The following is a 19,189-nucleotide window of genomic DNA, read 5'->3' on the forward strand; positions in this document are numbered from 1 at the left end:
AAAGGTCATAGGAGCTAGATAACCCCCAAAGTCTTAATTTTTGCTTTTGGATGCACTTCATTTTGCGACATCACAACGGTTGTTGGCCGGAAACGCTCAACGATAGAACGAACATAGGGGCGAATAACTGGACTGCTCAACATAACAGGTGCTTCGCCCATCATGGCGTGACGTTCAAAAGTTTGGCGAACAGCAGTAATAAATTCCTGTAACTGGGTAGGAGGCATTGAAAGCTGCTTTTCTTCACCTTCACCGACCAACGCCTGAGAGAAAGCTTGTTCCCACTGAGGAGACAGTGTGATCATTGGAATAAAGCCCTGTTCGTTCTGATTATCGTTGGAAATCTGTCTGGCAAGACGTGAGCGGACATGTTCTGTAATAAAGGTCGCGTTTCGTGTATAGGCACAGGCCTCTGAGATACCTTCCAGAATAGTTGGCAGATCGCGGATGGAAATGCGTTCTCCAAGAAGGTTCTGTAATACGCGCTGTAATGCACCCACAGAAATTTGATTGGGGATAAGATCGCCAATGAGTTTCTGGTGTTCCTCACCAAGTTCGTCGAGTAATTTCTGAGTCTCGGCATAGGAAAGAAGTTCAGAGATATTGTCCTTCACAACTTCTGTAATATGAGTGGTGATAACCGTTGAGGCATCAACGACAGTATAGCCACGGAACAGTGCTTCTTCTTTTTGACTTTCATCTACCCACATAGCCGGCAAACCAAAGGTTGGCTCAACTGTTTCTTCGCCAACAAGCTGAATCTTGTCACCACGTGGATCCATGATCAGAAACATGTTCGGGCGTAATTCCCCTTCGCCGGCTGCGATTTCTTTAACGCGAATAATGTAGCTGTTTGCCCCGAGCTGGAGGTTGTCCTGAATACGCACAGACGGCAAAACAAATCCGAGCTCCTGAGCTAGCTGACGACGCAGCCCTTTTATCTGATCTGTTAGCCTTTCACCACCTTGCCCATTAATCATAGGCAACAGTGCGTACCCCAGTTCAAGCCGAAGGTTATCGATTTGTAACGACGCGGAAATTGGTTCTTCTGCCACTGGGGCAGGTTCCGCGGCCTCCAGCTCTTTTAAATCTGCAAGTTCAGCATTTTTTGTTCCTTTACGCTCACTGTACCAGGCCAATCCACCGGTTGCTGCAGCGAGAAGAAGGAAGGGAAAAGAAGGTGTTCCGGGTACAACAGCGAGCGCTATCATAAGTGCTGATGACAAACCAAGGGCACGTGGATAGCCACCGAGCTGTGCAAAGATTGCTTTATCAGCAGAACCAGTTGTCGTGGTTTTGGAAACAAGAATACCAGCTGCGGTTGACACAACAATTGCTGGGATTTGCGAAACAAGACCATCTCCGACAGTTAACAAAGTATATGATGTGGCCGCATCTCCAACAGCCATGTCACGCTGGGCAACGCCAATAATGATACCACCTACAACATTGATAAAGGTAATAAGAAGTCCCGCAATGGCATCGCCGCGAACAAACTTGGAGGCACCATCCATAGCCCCAAAGAAGTTACTTTCATCTTCCAGGCTTTTCCGGCGCTCTCTGGCTTCGCTTTCATCTATAAGGCCACTCGACAGATCTGCATCAATTGCCATTTGCTTACCTGGCATAGCATCCAGGCTAAAACGGGCTGAAACCTCTGCGATACGACCAGCACCTTTGGTGATGACAATAAAATTTACAATTACAAGGATGCCAAAAACAATAATCCCGATGACAAAGTTGCCCCCCATGACAAAGTTGCCGAAGGATTGAATAACCTGTCCCGCTGCGGCGGTGCCTTGGTGTCCATCCGCAAGGATTAATCTTGTTGAAGCCAGATTAAGTGACAGCCGTAACATGGTGGCAATCAGCAACACAGTCGGAAATGATCCAAACTCTAGTGGCCCTTGAATAAAAAGAGCGGTCATAAGGATCAAGACTGAAAGCGTTATAGAGAGTGCGAGTGAAATGTCCAGCAACCAACTCGGCATTGGCAAAATTAACACAATCAGAATTGCGATAACGCCAAGGGCCAAGGCAATATCACCACGCTTCATCGCTTCAATAGCTGAAGTTACGGCAGGGGGCAGGCCTAGTTTATTACCGTCTTGTTGTGGGCTACTGTCAGACATACTGTACTCTGATACTGTTTAAGTGACTCAAACCGAAGGGCTCAAGTGTTCACTGATATTGCCTGGACTAGTGATTTCAGTTCCGTCTTCGCTATAAAGCTTTAGCTTGTTGCGGAGAGTTCTTATGGAAATACCCAGAATATTGGCTGCATGTGTTCTATTCCCCAAACAATGTTCAAGGGTGTTCAAAATTAGATCTTTCTCGACATCTGCTACCGTTCTGCCAACAAGTTTTTCATCCGTCGGCGTACTTGAGGCTCCAACACTTGGTGGCGCTGGCTGAGAAGGTGTTTGAGATCCGCCATAGGCATGGGCTGCTGCTGTACTCGTGGGTGCTTGTGTCACAACTGTTTGTGCAGCCGCGGCTGGGGCAAAGCTGGAGCCAGTTAGCATAATGGCTTCCGGACCAACAAGATTGTCCCGGGATAAAAGCACTGCTCTGTGCATTGTGTTTTCAAGTTCTCGAACATTGCCACGCCAATGATGCTGCATGAGTTGAGCCATTGCTTCTGGTGTAATGGCAGGCTTTGCAACACCGTTTGATTCTGCATATTTTCCGAGGAAATGATCGGCCAGAATTTCAATATCTTGCGGACGATCTCGTAGGGATGGCATCTCTATTGTGACCACGTTGAGGCGGAAATAAAGATCCTCTCGGAAGTTTCCTTTTTTTACTTCCTCTTCCAGATCTCTGTTCGAGGTTGCAAGCAATCTGATATCAACCTTAATTGGCTGGTTGCCACCGACACGATCAATTTCACGCTCCTGCACTGCGCGCAATAGCTTTGCTTGTAGGCGCGGATGCATTTCAGAAATTTCGTCAAGCAGGAGGGTGCCACCATTTGCCTCTTCGAATTTTCCTATTCGACGAGATATTGCGCCGGTAAATGCCCCTTTCTCATGTCCAAAAAGCTCTGATTCCAAAAGATTCTCTGGAATGGCAGCGCAGTTGACTGAAATGAAGTTTTTCTTAGCTCTTTTTGATTTTGAATGCAGATACCGTGACATTACTTCTTTACCGGTACCACTTTCGCCTGTGACCAATACTGAAGCATCTGATGGGGCAATCTGTTCTGCCAGTTTCAAGACTGCAGCCGTTGCTGGATCTTTGTAGATCAAAGAGGTTGTTTCTTCTGTAACCGCGGCGAGAACAGCTGCGATTAATTCAGCATCAGGAGGCAGGGGGATATATTCTTTTGCCCCGGATCTAATTGCATCACCGGCCCTTGAAGGTTGTGTGCCAATCCCACAGGCAATGACAGGTACGGAAAAGCGTTCAGCATCCAGATGCTTGCACAGCTTATCAATATCCAATCCGATATCTACCATTAACAAATCAGCGCCATTACCTGTGCGTAAAGAGGCCATAGCCTGATCAACGTCATCAACTGTTGCCACTTTGGCGCCTTTTTCAAAGGCGATTTTGCCGGCAGTGATCATATGTCCTTCTAGCGAACCAACAATTAGTAGGCGCATAACTTACTCTCCTGGTCGACGGTTACGTATGAGACCGTCTTAATCAAAATAATTCACTCTCTGGTCCGGAGAGAGAATAGTGTTCAACATTATTTCCAAACGTCTTGGATTTTCCTGTTTACATACAGAACAAATCCCAATGGTATAGATTTGATTTACGATGGCCTCGGTTTGTGAAATTCTTTCCAGCTTCGCGGCCAGTGGATGGAAAACCATATTTGATAAGATGGCTCCATAGAAAGTTGTAAGAAGAGCCACAGCCATACTCGGGCCAATTGTACTTGGATCTTCGAGGTTACTTAACATCTGTACCAGACCAACAAGTGTTCCTATCAAACCCATTGCCGGAGCTACTTCCCCTGCTCTTCTGAGGATATTAGCGGAACGTTGATGTCTGTTTTGTGTGGCAATAAGCTGTTGTTCCAGGACCGCTTCAAGCTGTTCAGGGACAATTCCATCAACCAGCATCTCTGTCGCGCGGTGCAAGAAGCCGCTGTTTTGAATATCTTTCAGATGTTTTTGTAGTGACAGGATACTGTTACGACGAGCTTGATCCGCAAGGAAAAGGACTTGGAGGGCTGCATTCCCTGGTGTTTCTGCTTGATATAACGCTGCCCGTAGCATGGTTTTTTGTGACCTGCTTACCTCATCAAAGGTGAATGAGATAGTTGTCACGAGAAAAGTACCACCGATGACAATCAGAATTGCTGGCAAATTAAAGAATGATCCCGGAGATCCGCCCAGAATCATCGCAGTAATTATGATCAAAAACGCCCCTGCAACACCGCCGAGTGTTGCATAGTCAACAGTTGCACTGGATTGCGGGCGACTGGGAACTTGTGTCCCTTCTGTTGCGCGCGTTTGAGATGTGTTTGCCATTTTCCAGCTCTTATCCCAAATAGCTCTAGTTGCGATCCATCTTGATGATTTCTGTCATTGTGACGCCTAAACGGTTTTCAACAACAACGACCTCACCACGTGCGACCAATCGATTATTCACATAAATATCAATGGCTTCCCCAACTTTTCGGTCCAACTCAATAACAGCACCACGGCCTAACTTCAGAAGTTGGCTGACTTGCATGTTGGCTTTCCCAAGAATGGCTGAAACCTGTACCGGAATGTCGTAAACTGCTTCCAGTTCTTTTGCATTGGTCGGTGGACGCCCTCCTGGCTCCGGCATTGCTGATTCATCTTCCATCTCTGGCATATCAGGCATAGATGGAAATGCATCGTCTTCAGCGTTAGGTGTATCGTCTTCTTCGTTCATTGTGTCATCTCATCGGTTGGTACATCTGCCAAATTATTTGTATCTGGCGTTGTACTGGTTTTCCCGGCAGCTCCGGGCAGTGAGAAATTCGTTATTGTTCGGTTGATGATTGTTTCAATTTCCTGCAGAAGCTCTGTTGCGGTTCTTTCTGCACCGCCTTCGGCCCATTCCACGCGAACGTCGCCAGCGGGCATTCCCGGTTCTGACAGGAATACAAGGTTGCCGTTAAAACCGCTTTGTTTTGCAACTTCTTCCAGTTTTTTCTGTACATCATCCAGTGTTCGGTCTGAAACACGGATGACCAGTCGCGGTTCTTGCGGCAAGCGATCAAGACATTCTCGGAAAACAAGAATGATTTCATCTAGGGAAGTATTATTCACCAGACTTGGAAACAACTTTTTTACAGCCGTTAATGCCACTTCCATTGAGACATTTTGTAATTCTTGTACCTGAGATTGTTGGGTTGTTTGTAATGTCTGCAGTTGCTGTGACATCTGGTTAATAGATTGTGCTAGTAGTGCTTCGGCCGTTTCGGTTGCATGGTTTTGTGCATCTATTTGCCCCGCAGCAAAACCTTCGGCATAGGCTGCTTGTTTTTCAGCTTCCAAATCTTCAAGTGAGACGGCGCCTTCAGGTAAAGGTACTGCTTCCGGTTCAACAACTTCTTCTGGTATCGGTTGAGCTGGCGCAGAGTTGCCCATGAAGTCAGAAAAACTGTCAGAGGAAACTTTGCTTTCTTGGCTTTTCCCAGAATCTCCCCGACCTTCAAAAGAGGTGTCAAAAAGGAATTTTTGTGTAGAACTCGCCACTACCTATTGCTCCTAATACACCAACTCGTCTTCGCCTTTTGAATCGGCCATAACGATTTCACCTTTTTCCGCGAGGTCTTTGGCGATGGTGACCATGTACATCTGAGCTTCGTCGACATCTTTAAGACGAATTGGTCCCATTGCTTGCATATCTTCTTTCATAATTTTGGCAGCGCGCTCGGACATGTTTGTGAAAAACAGTTCTCTGAGGGTTTCTGAAGACCCTTTCAGTGCGATAGACAGTTTGTCTTTTTCAGCAGCACTTAACAGAGTCTGAACACCACCTGGGTCCAGGTTGCCCAGATCTTCGAAGGTGAACATCAAAGCTTTTATTCGTTCGGCTGAATCTTTGTTGCGTTCTTCCAGTGCATTCATGAAACGGCTTTCAACATTCCGGTCAAGGAAGTTGAAAATATCGGCCATCATCTCGTGAGAATCGCGTCTATTGGTACGTGCCAAGTTTGACATGAACTCGTTACGCAATGTCCTTTCAACATCATCTAGGACGTCTTTTTGTACGGCTTCCATGCGGAGCATACGCATGACTACTTCCATCGCAAAGGGTTCTGGCAAAAGACCCAGGACACGGGAGGCATGTTCCGGTTTGACTTTGGACAAGATAACAGCAACTGTTTGCGGGTATTCATTCTTTAGATAGTTTGCGAGAACATTTTCATTAACATTCGCAAGTTTCTCCCACATGGTACGACCCGCTGGGCCACGAATCTCTTCCATGATGGTGTCGACACGGTCTTTGTCCAAGACCTTCATCAACAAGCGTTCTGTACTATCGTAGCTACCAACAATTGTGCCTGTTGTTGATATTTGATCTGCAAACTCAACGAGCAAGCGTTCGATTAACTGGGCACTTACAGTACCAAGTGTCGCCATTATTTGGGAAAGTTCACGGATTTCATCATCTTCCATAATGGAAAATAGTTGAGCCGTTTGTGATTCACCCAGTGCCATTACCAGAAGGGCTGCCTTCTCGGGACCCGTCATCGTTCTGTAATCGTCACGCATACTCGTTGCTCTTATCTATGATCATTTGGACTGGTAAGATTCTATTTGCCTTCCTGATAAAGCCATCCGCGTAAAATCTGGACGGCTTCTTCAGGATGCTTTTCGACGATTTCACCGATTTTATTCAAGGAAGAGGCACGTACGCGCCCCTCAACCTTGTTCATGTCAATCATCTGTTCGATCTCATTGTTCACACCCCCTGCTTCTGTCGGAAGCCCTGCTTCGTCGGTTCCGCCGGCCGTTGATGTGAGGAGAGGTGTTCCATCAGCGCCAATTTGTGCTGGCATGCCCGGAATCATCGGGGAGCCGGGGGCTCCAGTCGCTCCGGCGGGGACTGCCATTACCATGGGGCGTCCGTCGGGACCAGGGATTGTGATTGTGCCTGTGCCATCGCTATCTCCAACCGGAGTGAAATCGCCATCAATAACGCGGGTAACAAGAGGACGTACAACAAGGAGAAGAATAAGGATTGCGACAACACCGAGGATAAAGAGTTCAGCAAAGCGCATCATGTCTCCTTTATCCATTCCAAGAACACCCTCTTCAGGAAGGAGTAAGGGGTCAAGCTCTGCAAAACGGAAGTTGGCAATTTCAACGGTATCACCACGGTTTTCATCAAAACCTACAGCAGATCTGACGATCGCACCCAATTGGGCAAGGTCTTCCTCACTTCTACTGGTAAAGGTCCTGACGCCTTCTTCGTTGACTTCTGTAATATCATTGATGATGACTGCTACAGACAAGCGTCTTACTGCACCTGTTTCCCGAACGCGTGTTTTGATGATTTTGGAGTTTTCGAAGTTCACAGTTTCTTCCAGACGCGAGCTATTACTTTGGTTGCCGGAAGCACCACCGAGCTGACCCAGGTTCGCATCAGGTAGATTGTTGCCTACCGTAATGCCTTCATTTCCGGCATTATCAGCTTCATTGGCACTTTCTTCTACTGTTTGTGTCGAGAGAACAACCTGACCGTCGGGGTCGAATGTCTCTGAGTTTTCTGTGACTCTGTCAAAGTCCATCTCTGCAGAAATCTGAACTTGCGCGTTACCTCGTCCGACATATCTTTCCAGTAATTCTTCGACAGTACGCATAAGGCGTGTTTCGTAAGCAACCCGGCGTTCATCTGCTGTGCTTGTCAGTTGGTCCAAATCACCTTCTTCTCCGCCACGAGCCAGAAGGTTTCCTTTATCATCGATAATGGATACGTTTATTGGCTTCATACCGGGGACAGCAGCTGAGATTAGGTGTTGTATGGAAAGAATTTGTTGGCGATCAAGCGTATTATTGCCCTGTGTCGTTACTACAACTGAAGCGGAAGGAGATTGTTTGTCTCTGCTAAAGAGTTCTCGTTGCGGTAAAACCAGATGAACACGAGCCTGTTTGACACGGTTTATTGATTTAACTGTACGGGATAGTTCTCCTTCGAGTGCCCTTAAATGATTAATGTTTTGCACAAAGCTGGTTGTGCCTAAAGCTTCTGACTGGTCAAATATTTCATAGCCAATGGAGCCTCCGGATGGCAGGCCTTTCTCTGCCATTGCAACACGCATGGCGCCAACTTTGTTGCTGGGTACGTAAACAGCATCACCAGATGGCGATAGTTTATAAGGAACCTGAAGCTGTTCCAACTCACTCACGATCTGGCCGCCATCCTGTGTATCCAGGTCAGCGTATAACAGTGCCATTTCCGGTGTGGCTACACGACCAGTCAGGTATATGAAAAAGGCAATAATAGCTGCTGCAACACCGGCCATTATGCCAAGACGTACAGGCCCCAGGTTCTTTAATGTATCAACGAATGTATTCACTACCGCACGATCCGAGTTATTGCTATTTACTTACCGACAGTTAAATCTGTTAACGTTAATCTACCGCTATTCAGTAAATAGGACGTTAACAAAGGAAAAAATTGCCTAGTAATGGGAAAAAATTGCCCAGCAGATTGAATCAAATTTTATTTATATAAGTCAAGAGCTTATCGTTTTTTTAAACAATAAGCTCGATTAATAAATGTATTTTACTCGTAAGAAAGATGGAAAGTACACAAAATAAATATAGATTTCCTTTAATGTTTTGATGTCTCTTTATGTTCGGTTTCAATGCGATATTTTTGTAGATGAGTCGTCCTTAAGCCCCGTAAGCCATGATTATCAATTAAACGTTGCCAGGAAAGAAACTCTTCCAGAGACAGTTTGTAACGCTTGCAGGCATCGTCCAGACTGATGACACCATTTCTGACTCCGGCGACAACCTGGGCTTTTCTTCGTATAACCCACCTTTTGGTTTCTGGGGGGGGTAGATCATCAAGAGAAAGAGGATGTGTATTAATATCCGCATCACTCGTCCGCCGGCTTAAATTGCGAGACGGCATTGTTTTTTGCTCCAGCTATTCAAATATGAAACTCGTTTATAGCGTATGGATATTGAAAAACTATTAATATCAATAATTTAGACAATTTATCTTAAATTTTATGTATTATTCAAATTGTCTTTTTAAACAGCCTTTTAAAGGCAAAAAAAACAGCCACCCGATTTTGGGTGGCTGTTTTTTTGCTTTCTTTTTTTATTTTGTCTATCGGGCAATCCTGATCAGCTCATCAAGCATTTCATCGGCTGTTGTGATAATTTTCGAGCTTGCTGAATATGCCTGCTGAGTCACAATCATTTTTGTGAATTCCTCGGCAAGATCGACGTTCGACGCTTCGAGGGAGGAAGAGGCAATCAGGCCTGCACCACCTATTTTAGGGCGATTTAACAGGAAATTACCTGAATTTGCTGTTGCACTGTATGCATTGCCTGTTCGTCCTTCTAGGCCATTGGGATTTGGGAACATACCAAGGGGGATTTGGGCAATGTCGAGTTGTTCTCCGTTATCAAAAAGGGCGGTGACAACGCCTTCTTCGCTCACAGACACACCCCTGAAGTTACCAAAGGTTACCCCATCTTGTTCGGCAGAGTTGAGGATAAAGTTACCAGAGAACTGGATGATCCCGTCCGGAGAACCAACGGTACCTGCATCTAAAGCAATGGTGCTGTTTGTTGCTCCTGTCGAACCAACGGACCAATCAATGGTAATCGGAGGCATGTTGATCAGGCTTGGGACACCACCAGAGAACTGAATGGTTCTTGGCAAGTTTGCAACAATACCGCTGGTGGTGCCGTTCAAGGTCGGATTGAGGACCGTCATAGACCAATCGTTTGCTGCTGTTTTGGTGAATGCCAGTTGCATGTCGTGCGTATTGCCCAGATCATCGTAAACTTGAACTGTCGCCAAATACTGATCGTTATACTGCGTTGCTGTTGATGCAGAGGCAGCAGCGGTTTCAGTAATACCATTGCCATAGCTTCCAACATCAATGGTGCTGGTCGAGCCGTTGTTCCACGAATAGAGTGGGTCTGGAGGCGGGAATCCAGAAGTCGGGCGACCTGTTGCAGGGTCAAAAGTAACATTTGTAGGACCTCCATTATTGACAGATCCACCTGCTGGGGCCAATGCTTCAAAAGTCCATTGGTTTGGCGCAGCAAGCCTTGTCCAGCGATAAGTTACAGACTGTGCAACTCCTGTTGGATCATTTACTGTGGTGACAACATCATGTGTTGTACCTGCAGCTGCAGCGCTGTTGAGGTTTACTTCCATGACAACATCGCTCGTCTGTGCTGACGGCAGGACTGTTGAAGGTAAGTTCAAAGCCAGTTCCAGATTTGTTGTTGCACGTGCAGTACCGTTCAGGTTTGCAACATTAATTGTTTCGAGCCCTGTAAAAGTGCTGCCACTTGTCGGTGTAGAGCTACCCGGAGTTATCGGCCAACCCTGTAAATAATACCCGCCAGCATTCACGAGGTCACCTGACGCATTCGGTCTGAAAGAGCCTGCTCGCGTAAAGAGGTACTGAGTACCAGTTGTATTGCCAGCTCGATCAGCTACCACAAAGAAACCTTTACCGGCAACAGCAAGATCTGTGGCCGATGCTGTTCCTTGCAACTGCCCTTGTTTATCAATATTTCTCAACGGAGCGGAACGAACACCCCCGGGCGCATAAAGTGTTTCGCTCGCGGATTGTGCAACCAGTGTAGAAAAGCGTGCGCTCACACCTTTGTAACCTGTTGTATTAACGTTAGCGATATTATCCGAAATCATGCCCATAGCATTACTTTGAGCCGAGAGCCCGGATACGCCAGAATAAAGGGCACCATAAATACTCATGATCCAATCTCCCTAGTGATTAAAGTTGCTGTAAGGCAGAGCAAGCTCTTGGTTCGATAAAATAAATCTATGTAAGTACTCATATTCATCTTAAGAACTTGCTCCTGTAGTGGATTGTTTCTGGACGACGGCTTGAACACTGTTCAGAGGCGCTTCGATTTCACCGATGTTCAAAATTACATTGCCATTGCTCATCTGGACACCGGTCACAGTGCCTTGGATGCCTTGGGCTGTTTGGACTACTTTGTCTTTAGAATCTTTGGCGACGACGCTAAAGGCATAGACACCTTTTTTCATTTCATTGCCATTATCATCTTTACCGTCCCAATGAACCTTATGCTGGCCAGCAGTCGTTTGCCCTTGAAGAGTTCTGATTGTCTTACCATTAGAGTCGAGAATTTTAATCTCTGTTTTGGCTGAGTTTGCTGTTAGTCCATAAATGGCATCTGCGCCTGAATCACCTAGGCTAAGAACGATACTGTCTGCTTTGACTTCCTTGCCAACGTAATCAAGTGCAGAGGTCAATTGTGTATTGCTCTGAAGAGCGATTAAACTGTCTAACTTCTTGTTTGTATTCAAACCTGCTTCAGTTTGAGTGAACTGTGTCAATTGGTTAACAAATTCAGTGTTATCAGTCGGCTCCAATGGATCTTGATTTTTAAGCTGAGTCGTTAACAGCTTCAAGAACATGTCAAAGGTGTCATTGATTGATTGTCCACCAGTTAATGACCCTGCCCCGTTAGTATCTTTATAGGTTACTCCGTTTACAGGGGGTGGCGTTTGTGCCGCTGCAGTATCCATTTTAGTCTCCTGCTATTCCCTTAGATGCTAATGTCCAGATCGCCATCGTGTGACGATTGTTTAACTGTTTCGGTCGCCTCAGCTACTTCGTCGTCTTCTTTGCTCAATGAACTATCTGAACCAGCTAACTCTGAACCTTGATCTGATTTTGCGCCCTGTTCGCTACCGTCTTGTTTGAGGCTAAAGCTCAGACTTTGTCCGTCTGTTTTAAGACCTGCCTCTTGCAAAGCCTTTTCGAGCATGCGCGAATCTCTTTGAAGCATATCAAGCGTATCTGGGCGCTCGGCCGTGATCATTGCTTTCATTGTATTTCCATCTACAATTTCGAGTTTTACGTCGACGCGACCAAGTTCAGACGGGTGCAGTTTAATCGAAATACTGTCCTTGTTATCGCCAATAGCTTTTTTGATATGTATCGAAAGTTGATCTGCTGGTGTTACATTCATTGATCTAAGCGTGCTTTGCATCGGTGCCGTTGGCGTTGGCTTTGATGTACGACTGGTCGCTGCTAATGTATCGGCAAAATTAACCCCAGCGGTTTGAACTTGGGCTTTTGAATTTGTTGCCTGACCAAGATCTAGTTTCATCATGTTGTTACTATTTTGAGATTGGCCGTTTGCATTGTTTCCGTTTTGACTCGGATTATTTGCGAGAACAGCCTGAGCAACTTGACCCGGGGTCGTTGTTTTTCCATTCACAGATTGGGCGGCCGAAGCTGTTGCCAAGCCTTTTGCTTTATCCTGTGCGCTTGCATTTGCCGAAGCTGCGTTTATGTCTTGACTACTCTGAGCATTGACGGATGTTGAGGCAGTTAGATTGTTTATGGGCCTGGAAGTTACATCAGCCTGCGTCACTTTTATATTGGCAACACCAGCTTTGTTTGTACCCGGATCAATATTCTCAGGTTTTGCGCTCTGTTGCATTGCGATAGGCGCGCCATTTTGATTGGCAGATGGGGTTGCTGTGGGCTGCTTTAGCTGAGCGGTTGATTGGGGGGCTGTTTGTTGAGTTGTGGGCTCAACAACGACAGCAGCAACCTCAGGATTGTTTTCCTCAGGGGTTTCTCGCGCGCCAGCTTCTTTATGCTCTCTTGTATCATCACTATTGCGGGCATCTGATGATGTCTCTGTTGGTGTGTCTTTTCCCTTTGATGATGCCTCAGAATCCTTTTGCTCGCTGGTTACCTCTTTGGACACCCTTGTTTCTTCATCTTTTGTCGAGTTTGTTGATTTGGTGCTTGTCTCTTTATCGTCAACGCGAGGGGGCTCGAATTTTTCTTTTGGGGTACTAAAGCTGATTTCACGCTCATCAGGCCAAGGTGTTTTGTTGAAAATCTTTCCTAGCAACGAAGTGTCCCTTGTCAAAGAAGGGTTGGCCGGGGCTGACTTTCCACCAGAACCGACAGAGTTCAAGTATTCAGCAAAAACCTGACTGGTATTTGAAGCTGTTGGTTTGCTTTTTGCGGTTGATTGTTGCGAAGCCGTTCTTGTTATGTCGATATTATAATTATTCATCATTCTATCCCTGAATCTTTAAGCCAGGTGGAGACCAGAACGCTGGTGGTTCTGAGTCGATGATAGTGGCCAGGCGAAGCACTCTTCTTCGAGGGAAGGGTGAAGTGTTACCCAGATCTGTCGAAAGCTCATCATAAGAGCAACTGATTCCTTGGCTGATTCAAGATCGTTCTTGACATTGGTGCGAGTAATATTTGCAACCAGACTTAAGTGTGTTTGCATAAAAGAATTGTGAACGCTTTCTGAGATATCTGCTTTCATCTCTTCTTCTATGGCATCTAACAAGGCAGAAGCCTTCATTGTTGCATTGAAACGCTTTTCGATCTCAAGAGTGGTCACAGCATCTTTGGCTTCTCCCAAGGCATTGATAACCTGGTTGATGAGCATCAAAACTTCACCCGGAGACGTATCTAAAGAGTCTAATGGTGTTGCTGTTGTGTCTGCTTGCCAATGCATTTTGCGTCCAATCTATCTTGAAATACAAAAACTCACGGTCATTAATGCAAAGTGCGGGCCAGTTTTTTTATTTTTCTATGCGCTTTGATTTTAAAGGATAAAATTTGTGTAGAACAGGTAGTCGGAAAAGAATGCCGGGTATAAATGATAGGAAAAGGATAAAAGATGCCGAGTACGCAAAGTATTATGAAATTGTTCGTGATTGAAGAATGTCCATTACTATAAAAAAATGGAGGTAGGTGAAGTGCAAGCACACTTTTGCTATACGGTAAATGAAGCTATGATCCCAGAGTGTTGACAATTAATCTGCTGTTGTAATTCATTACTGAATTTTGTCTCAGCACGCATTGATTAAGTTTCGATTAGATAGTGTTTCTGATGTAGTGTAATTAGTTATCAATTTGGTGTCGGTAATATGTTGGCAAGTCGTGAAAGATTGCGACGCTTTCCCGCCTTTATAGTATATACGGCTTTTATTTGTGTGTATTTGGGTTGGCTTAAGGAAGCGTTTTAAACGCTGTTTGTCGTCGTTTTATTGTTTTGTTGCCGTGTCGGATGAAAGCTTATCATATCTGGAGAGTTGGGAAATATTGCGCCTGAAAAGTGACTCTTTCCTCTTCATTGTTCAGCTTCACTTTCAAAATCTTCAAGAGCCAAAACCTTCAAGAGAACGTATCGGGGAAGTGTGACTGTTAAACAAAGGCTGGAGACTATAGGTAAGTATTTTTTTCCTTAAAAACCCTCTTAACTAGGAATCGTTTTCCATACAAAGAGGGCAGAAAACGACACGTTGGTAGGTAAGTAAGGTTAATTCACGTCTGTTTAATATTTAGAAAATTTAATTAAAGCATTGATATTAAATTAAAAATAAAATTGGCACACCTTTTGCTTTTTCCTACTCGAATTCAACGTATGCCGTCTATGGCGGTGGAATGGCAAGCAGCCTTCCGTTGAGCTAAATGTGAAAGGAAAGAACATGCCTACAGTAACAACAAATACAGCCGCAAATTCTGCGCTGCGGTTTTTGAATTTAAACTCTACAAGGTCTGGAAGCTCGATCTCCAAACTTGCATCAGGCTCGCGTATCGTTAATGCATCGGATGATGCCGCCGGGCTTGCAATTGGTACCCGATTGCGTGCTGACAGTAATGTGTTACAGCAAGCTTCTATCAACTCTGCACAAGGCGCATCTGTTATGCAGGTGGGTGATGGCGGTCTTGCTCGTATATCAGATGTTTTGCAACGATTGAAAGCTTTGGCTGCTGCTTCTCTTTCCGGTGTGCCGACGAATACTGAGCGCGGCTTTATTAATGCTGAGTACGCCCAGTTGCTTCAGGAAATTAATGGAATTGCATCAAGTACACGATTTAATGGTGAATCACTACTTGATGGTACTGGTACGCAGTTTGGTGCTGGGCCAGTTAACTTCTTTGTTGGTGTTACAACTGCTGATATCATTGCTGTTAATATTTCAACATTAAGTGCCACTGCGAATAATTTTACAGCAGGAGCTTTAGCCACGGGTGGTACGGCTTTGGGAACGACTACAGTGACGACTTCTGCTGCTGCTGCGACTGCTATGGCCTCTGTTGATTTAGCCATTAATGAGATATCAGAGGCACGGGCTAATATTGGTTCAATTGTTTCCAGATTTGAATTCAGGCAGCAACAAGTTGCTACTTCAAAAGAAAACATTGATGCTGCGCTTTCATCTGTGATGGATGTCGATTTGGCTGCAGAGCAATCACGACTTGTATCATCACAGGTGCTTGTTCAGGCTTCGGTTTCTGCGCTCTCTCAGGCAAACCAATTGCCTCAGACATTGTTGTCGCTGTTACAATAATTTCAGACTTATTAACTTTCACATAGCTCTTCGGGCGCCCAGGATGGGCGCCCGAATATGTGTGAGGAAATATTCGTATTTTGATCTATTGATAGTTTTTGGGGCCGTATCTCTGGTTTCCTTGGATTTTTTTGCTTTGTGTATTAAATATATTATTGCTGCACAAACTAATATTAGCTTATGGGAAGCGTCTTGATACCGTTGTTAACCCCGGATATGCCATCTGCCCAAGATTTGTTGCCTTACCTGGAGATGGTCGATAAGGATAAGTGGTATACGAACTTTGGCCCAAGATTATGTGCCTTTGAAGATCGTCTAGCTAATCATTTTAATACTCACAATGAAAACATTACGACAGTTTCAAGTGCCACAGCAGGTTTGTCGATTGCTCTTAAGGCTGTAACTTCTGGTTTTAAAACACCCACCATAGAAAAAAGCCGTACCTGTTTGTTACCAGCTTGGACGTTTGTGGCATCCGCTCAAGCGATTGTCGAGGCGGGAATGGATGTCTTGTTTTGTGATGTTGACCCTGTAACAGGATCTTTAACTCCACAAATAGTTTCTGCATATTTGGCTAATCCCTCAAATATTAAACCTGATGTCATCATGCCGGTGATTCCTTTTGGCAATGCAGTAAAAGTCGCTGATTGGGATGCTTTGTCAGCAAAAACAGAAATTCCTGTGGTTATAGATGCTGCGGCTTCTTTTTATTCTCTAGAGCCTGGTGATAGTCCTGCCATCGTTAGTCTTCATGCAACCAAGGCCTTTGGAATTGGTGAGGGCGGGGTGATTATTTCTAAAAACGAGAGTGTTATTCAAAAAGCGCGTCAATTTAGTCAGTTCGGTTTTGTTGATGGTCGAGTTGCTTTGTCTTATGGCGGGAATTATAAACAGAGTGAATATCACGCAGCTGTTGGACTAGCGCAATTTGACCGCATTGAAGAAATGAAACTGCGGCATTTAAAGATAAGAGCAGAATATTTTGCCCATTTTGCTTTCTGCGAAAATATTTCCTACTTACCAGGCGAGGATACAAAAATAAGCTCTACGCTTAACCTAGTATTTGATAATAAAAAAGCTCATGCAGTTGTTGAAGCATTAAGGATGAGGGGCATTGGTGCCTCTATTTGGTGGGAAGATGCATTGCATAGAAATCGATTGTTTAATACTGTCAGTCCATCTGCTTTTTTCCCTGTGGCTGACATGTTTTATGACAATGTTGTTGCTTTGCCGTTCAGTACCAGTTTGACTGAAAGGGAGATTTCATTGGTTGCTAATGGGATTTGTTCGATATAGTAGCTCAGAATATTCTTTTTAATCAATTTGATAGGTGAAATTCTGGCGAATGTTTATCAATGGAATTTGCATTTGTTAACGAAATTTTAACATTCTGATTACAAGATTTGACACGAAATTGGAAATATATTCAGTTATGTTTTCAATGGAGCTGTTCTGATCCAGGAAGGAATGGAATGGTGGGTTGCCAAGAAGGCGGCCTTATAAAGTGGCTTTACCCAGGAGGGGTTTAGCTCAGCATACTTCAAGTAGAAGGAATTATATTATGCCCGTAGTTGGTACAAATACTGCAGCAAACTCTGCAATACGTTTTCTCAACAATAACTCAACGGATGCATCGAAATCAGTAGCTAAACTTGCTTCTGGTTCCAGAATCGTGCGTGCATCAGATGATGCGGCTGGTCTTGCGATCAGTACCAAGTTGACTGGTGATGTTACTGCGCTTAAGCAGGCGGCTACAAACGCCTCGCAGGCGGCTTCGATCCTTCAGGTTGCTGATGGTGGACTTGCGCGTGTGAGTGATGTGCTTCAGCGTATGAAAGCACTGGCTTCACAGTCCTTGTCCGGTTCTGTGACAGATACTGAGCGTGCTTACATTAATGCTGAGTTTTTGGCTCTTGACCAAGAGATTCTTGGAATTGAGACAACAACGACCTTTAATGGCGACGCTTTGATTGATGGTACTTACAATGAAAACTTCTTCGTTGGTCTTGGTGCAGCTGGTGTCGTAAATAATATTGCTGCTGATTTATCCACCGTAGACGTTGCTGCGGTGACTGGTAGTGTTTCATCGGCTGCTCTTGCAGGAACGGCCTTTACGAATGTTACGGCTCGTATTAACACGATTGCAACTGGTCGTGCTACTGTTGGTGCGTTGATCTCCCGATTTGAAACACGCGGTCAACAGGTTGCAACATCTATCGAAAACATTGAAGCTGCCAATTCAAAGCTTAAAGACGTCGATCTGGCGGCTGAGCAAAGTAAGCTGGTGACTGCGAATGTTCTGACCCAGGCGGCAGTTTCTGCCTTGTCTCAGGCTAATCAGATACCACAAACACTATTGAGAGTCCTTCAGTAAACTCGTATAATAGTCGAAAGCCGTGGGTATTTCGGTATCCACGGCCTTTTTATTTTTAAGTGCTGCTCGTTATGACAATTGCATTTATTAATTAAATTTTAATATTTTGTCTTTAGAATTTAGTAGGTGGTTGGAAATATATTCAGTTATGTTTTCAATGGAGCTGTTCTGATCCAGGAAGGAATGGAATGGTGGGTTGCCAAGAAGGCGGCCTTATAAAGTGGCTTTACCCAGGAGGGGTTTAGCTCAGCATACTTCAAGTAGAAGGAATTATATTATGCCCGTAGTTGGTACAAATACTGCAGCAAACTCTGCAATACGTTTTCTCAACAATAACTCAATGGATGCATCGAAATCAGTCTCAAAGCTTGCTTCTGGTTCCAGAATCGTGCGTGCATCAGATGATGCGGCTGGTCTTGCGATCAGTACCAAGTTGACTGGTGATGTTACTGCTCTTAAGCAGGCGGCTACAAACGCCTCGCAGGCGGCTTCGATCCTTCAGGTTGCCGATGGTGGACTTGCGCGTGTGAGTGATGTGCTTCAGCGTATGAAAGCACTGGCTTCACAGTCCTTGTCTGGTTCTGTAACCAATACAGAGCGCGCTTATATTGATGCTGAATTCCAAGCCCTTGATGATGAGATTCTTGGAATTGAGACAACAACGACCTTTAATGGCGACGCTTTGATTGACGGGTCATTCAATGAAAACTTCTTCGTTGGTCTTGGTGCAGCTGGTGTCGTGAATAATATTGCGGCTAATTTAACCTCTGTTAACGTTGCTGTGGTTGGTGGTGATGTTACGTCAGCAGCTAATGCGGGTACTGCATTTACAGCGGTTACGGCTCGTATTAACACGATTGCTACTGGTCGTGCTACTGTTGGTGCGTTGATCTCCCGATTTGAAACACGCGGTCAACAGGTTGCAACATCTATCGAAAACATTGAAGCTGCCAATTCAAAGCTTAAAGATGTCGATCTGGCGGCTGAGCAAAGTAAGCTGGTGACTGCGAATGTTCTGACCCAGGCGGCAGTTTCTGCCTTGTCTCAGGCTAATCAGATACCACAAACACTATTGAGAGTCCTTCAGTAAACTCGTATAATAGTCAAAAGCCGTGGGTATTTCGGTATCCACGGCCTTTTTATTTTTAAGTGCTGCTCGTTATGACAATTGCATTTGATTAACTAAATTTTAATATTTTGTCTTTAGAATTTAGTAGGTGGTTGGAAATATATTCAGTTATGTTTTCAATGGAGCTGTTCTGATCCAGGAAGGAATGGAATGGTGGG

The 19,189-nt window shown here is 44.9% G+C and carries 16 protein-coding genes; 4 read left to right on the forward strand and 12 right to left on the reverse strand.

From position 1 onward, the window contains the following. Positions 1–14: 14 nt before the first annotated feature. The 12 genes from flhA to D9A03_RS05600 all read right to left on the reverse strand — a co-directional run bounded on the left by flhA (position 15) and on the right by D9A03_RS05600 (position 13,685). Positions 15–2,132: a flagellar biosynthesis protein FlhA gene (gene flhA, locus D9A03_RS05545; RefSeq protein WP_120496200.1), complete on the reverse strand. Its 2,118-nt coding sequence runs from the start codon at positions 2,130–2,132 to the stop codon at positions 15–17. Positions 2,133–2,159: 27 nt separating this feature from the next. Continuing rightward, positions 2,160–3,608 (reverse strand): sigma-54 dependent transcriptional regulator, encoded by a 1,449-nt coding sequence (locus D9A03_RS05550; RefSeq protein ID WP_120496201.1) that lies wholly within the window; start codon positions 3,606–3,608, stop codon positions 2,160–2,162. Between the two features lie 39 nt (positions 3,609–3,647). After that, entirely contained in the window at positions 3,648–4,487 is an 840-nt protein-coding gene (locus tag D9A03_RS05555) for a motility protein A (RefSeq protein WP_120496202.1), read from the reverse strand. A 25-nt stretch (positions 4,488–4,512) separates the two neighbouring features. Then, a complete protein-coding gene (gene fliN / locus D9A03_RS05560) occupies positions 4,513–4,809 on the reverse strand; it encodes a flagellar motor switch protein FliN (protein ID WP_371682943.1) in 297 nt (98 codons plus the stop codon). A 65-nt stretch (positions 4,810–4,874) separates the two neighbouring features. Beyond that, on the reverse strand, positions 4,875–5,687 hold the full coding sequence (locus tag D9A03_RS05565) for a FliH/SctL family protein (protein ID WP_120496203.1): 813 nt from the start codon (positions 5,685–5,687) through the stop codon (positions 4,875–4,877). A gap of 12 nt (positions 5,688–5,699) precedes the next feature. Then, a complete protein-coding gene (fliG, locus tag D9A03_RS05570; protein WP_120496204.1) occupies positions 5,700–6,710 on the reverse strand; it encodes a flagellar motor switch protein FliG in 1,011 nt (336 codons plus the stop codon). 41 nt (positions 6,711–6,751) lie between these two features. Beyond that, entirely contained in the window at positions 6,752–8,518 is a 1,767-nt protein-coding gene (gene fliF, locus D9A03_RS05575; RefSeq protein WP_120496205.1) for a flagellar basal-body MS-ring/collar protein FliF, read from the reverse strand. Positions 8,519–8,775: 257 nt separating this feature from the next. After that, positions 8,776–9,081, reverse strand: coding sequence for a DUF1153 domain-containing protein (locus D9A03_RS05580; protein WP_120496206.1), 306 nt, complete (start codon positions 9,079–9,081; stop codon positions 8,776–8,778). Positions 9,082–9,282: 201 nt separating this feature from the next. Then, positions 9,283–10,914: a flagellar hook protein FlgE gene (locus D9A03_RS05585; protein ID WP_120496207.1), complete on the reverse strand. Its 1,632-nt coding sequence runs from the start codon at positions 10,912–10,914 to the stop codon at positions 9,283–9,285. A 90-nt stretch (positions 10,915–11,004) separates the two neighbouring features. Next, the gene (locus tag D9A03_RS05590) at positions 11,005–11,715 is read right to left on the reverse strand and encodes a flagellar hook assembly protein FlgD (RefSeq protein ID WP_120496208.1); all 711 of its coding nucleotides are present in this window, start codon (positions 11,713–11,715) and stop codon (positions 11,005–11,007) included. A gap of 20 nt (positions 11,716–11,735) precedes the next feature. Beyond that, the gene (locus D9A03_RS05595) at positions 11,736–13,229 is read right to left on the reverse strand and encodes a flagellar hook-length control protein FliK (protein ID WP_162937985.1); all 1,494 of its coding nucleotides are present in this window, start codon (positions 13,227–13,229) and stop codon (positions 11,736–11,738) included. Positions 13,230–13,247: 18 nt separating this feature from the next. Then, complete coding sequence (locus tag D9A03_RS05600; RefSeq protein ID WP_120496210.1) at positions 13,248–13,685, reverse strand: flagellar protein FliS; 438 nt, start codon at positions 13,683–13,685, stop codon at positions 13,248–13,250. Between the two features lie 976 nt (positions 13,686–14,661). Here D9A03_RS05600 and D9A03_RS05605 point away from each other — a divergent pair. From D9A03_RS05605 to D9A03_RS05620, 4 genes are all read left to right on the forward strand, one after another. Continuing rightward, entirely contained in the window at positions 14,662–15,528 is an 867-nt protein-coding gene (locus tag D9A03_RS05605) for a flagellin (protein ID WP_120496211.1), read from the forward strand. Between the two features lie 201 nt (positions 15,529–15,729). After that, positions 15,730–16,824, forward strand: coding sequence for a DegT/DnrJ/EryC1/StrS aminotransferase family protein (locus D9A03_RS05610; RefSeq protein ID WP_162937986.1), 1,095 nt, complete (start codon positions 15,730–15,732; stop codon positions 16,822–16,824). 265 nt (positions 16,825–17,089) lie between these two features. After that, on the forward strand, positions 17,090–17,902 hold the full coding sequence (locus D9A03_RS05615; protein WP_120496213.1) for a flagellin: 813 nt from the start codon (positions 17,090–17,092) through the stop codon (positions 17,900–17,902). Between the two features lie 277 nt (positions 17,903–18,179). Next, a complete protein-coding gene (locus D9A03_RS05620) occupies positions 18,180–18,992 on the forward strand; it encodes a flagellin (protein WP_120496214.1) in 813 nt (270 codons plus the stop codon). Positions 18,993–19,189 lie beyond the last annotated feature (197 nt).

Origin of the sequence: Kiloniella sp. EL199, assembly GCF_900313065.1 — a bacterium.
Taxonomy (GTDB): domain Bacteria; phylum Pseudomonadota; class Alphaproteobacteria; order Kiloniellales; family Kiloniellaceae; genus Kiloniella.

What these genes read in the sequence shown, in the direction of transcription:
- flhA (WP_120496200.1), bottom strand. Translation starts at nt 2,132, where the DNA reads ATGTCTGACAGTAGCCCACAACAAGACGGTAATAAACTAGGCCTGCCC.
- D9A03_RS05550 (WP_120496201.1), bottom strand. Translation starts at nt 3,608, where the DNA reads ATGCGCCTACTAATTGTTGGTTCGCTAGAAGGACATATGATCACTGCC.
- D9A03_RS05555 (WP_120496202.1), bottom strand. Translation starts at nt 4,487, where the DNA reads ATGGCAAACACATCTCAAACGCGCGCAACAGAAGGGACACAAGTTCCC.
- fliN (WP_371682943.1), bottom strand. Translation starts at nt 4,809, where the DNA reads ATGGAAGATGAATCAGCAATGCCGGAGCCAGGAGGGCGTCCACCGACC.
- fliG (WP_120496204.1), bottom strand. Translation starts at nt 6,710, where the DNA reads ATGCGTGACGATTACAGAACGATGACGGGTCCCGAGAAGGCAGCCCTT.
- D9A03_RS05580 (WP_120496206.1), bottom strand. Translation starts at nt 9,081, where the DNA reads ATGCCGTCTCGCAATTTAAGCCGGCGGACGAGTGATGCGGATATTAAT.
- D9A03_RS05585 (WP_120496207.1), bottom strand. Translation starts at nt 10,914, where the DNA reads ATGAGTATTTATGGTGCCCTTTATTCTGGCGTATCCGGGCTCTCGGCT.
- D9A03_RS05590 (WP_120496208.1), bottom strand. Translation starts at nt 11,715, where the DNA reads ATGGATACTGCAGCGGCACAAACGCCACCCCCTGTAAACGGAGTAACC.
- D9A03_RS05595 (WP_162937985.1), bottom strand. Translation starts at nt 13,229, where the DNA reads ATGAATAATTATAATATCGACATAACAAGAACGGCTTCGCAACAATCA.
- D9A03_RS05600 (WP_120496210.1), bottom strand. Translation starts at nt 13,685, where the DNA reads ATGCATTGGCAAGCAGACACAACAGCAACACCATTAGACTCTTTAGAT.
- D9A03_RS05605 (WP_120496211.1), top strand. Translation starts at nt 14,662, where the DNA reads ATGCCTACAGTAACAACAAATACAGCCGCAAATTCTGCGCTGCGGTTT.
- D9A03_RS05615 (WP_120496213.1), top strand. Translation starts at nt 17,090, where the DNA reads ATGCCCGTAGTTGGTACAAATACTGCAGCAAACTCTGCAATACGTTTT.
- D9A03_RS05620 (WP_120496214.1), top strand. Translation starts at nt 18,180, where the DNA reads ATGCCCGTAGTTGGTACAAATACTGCAGCAAACTCTGCAATACGTTTT.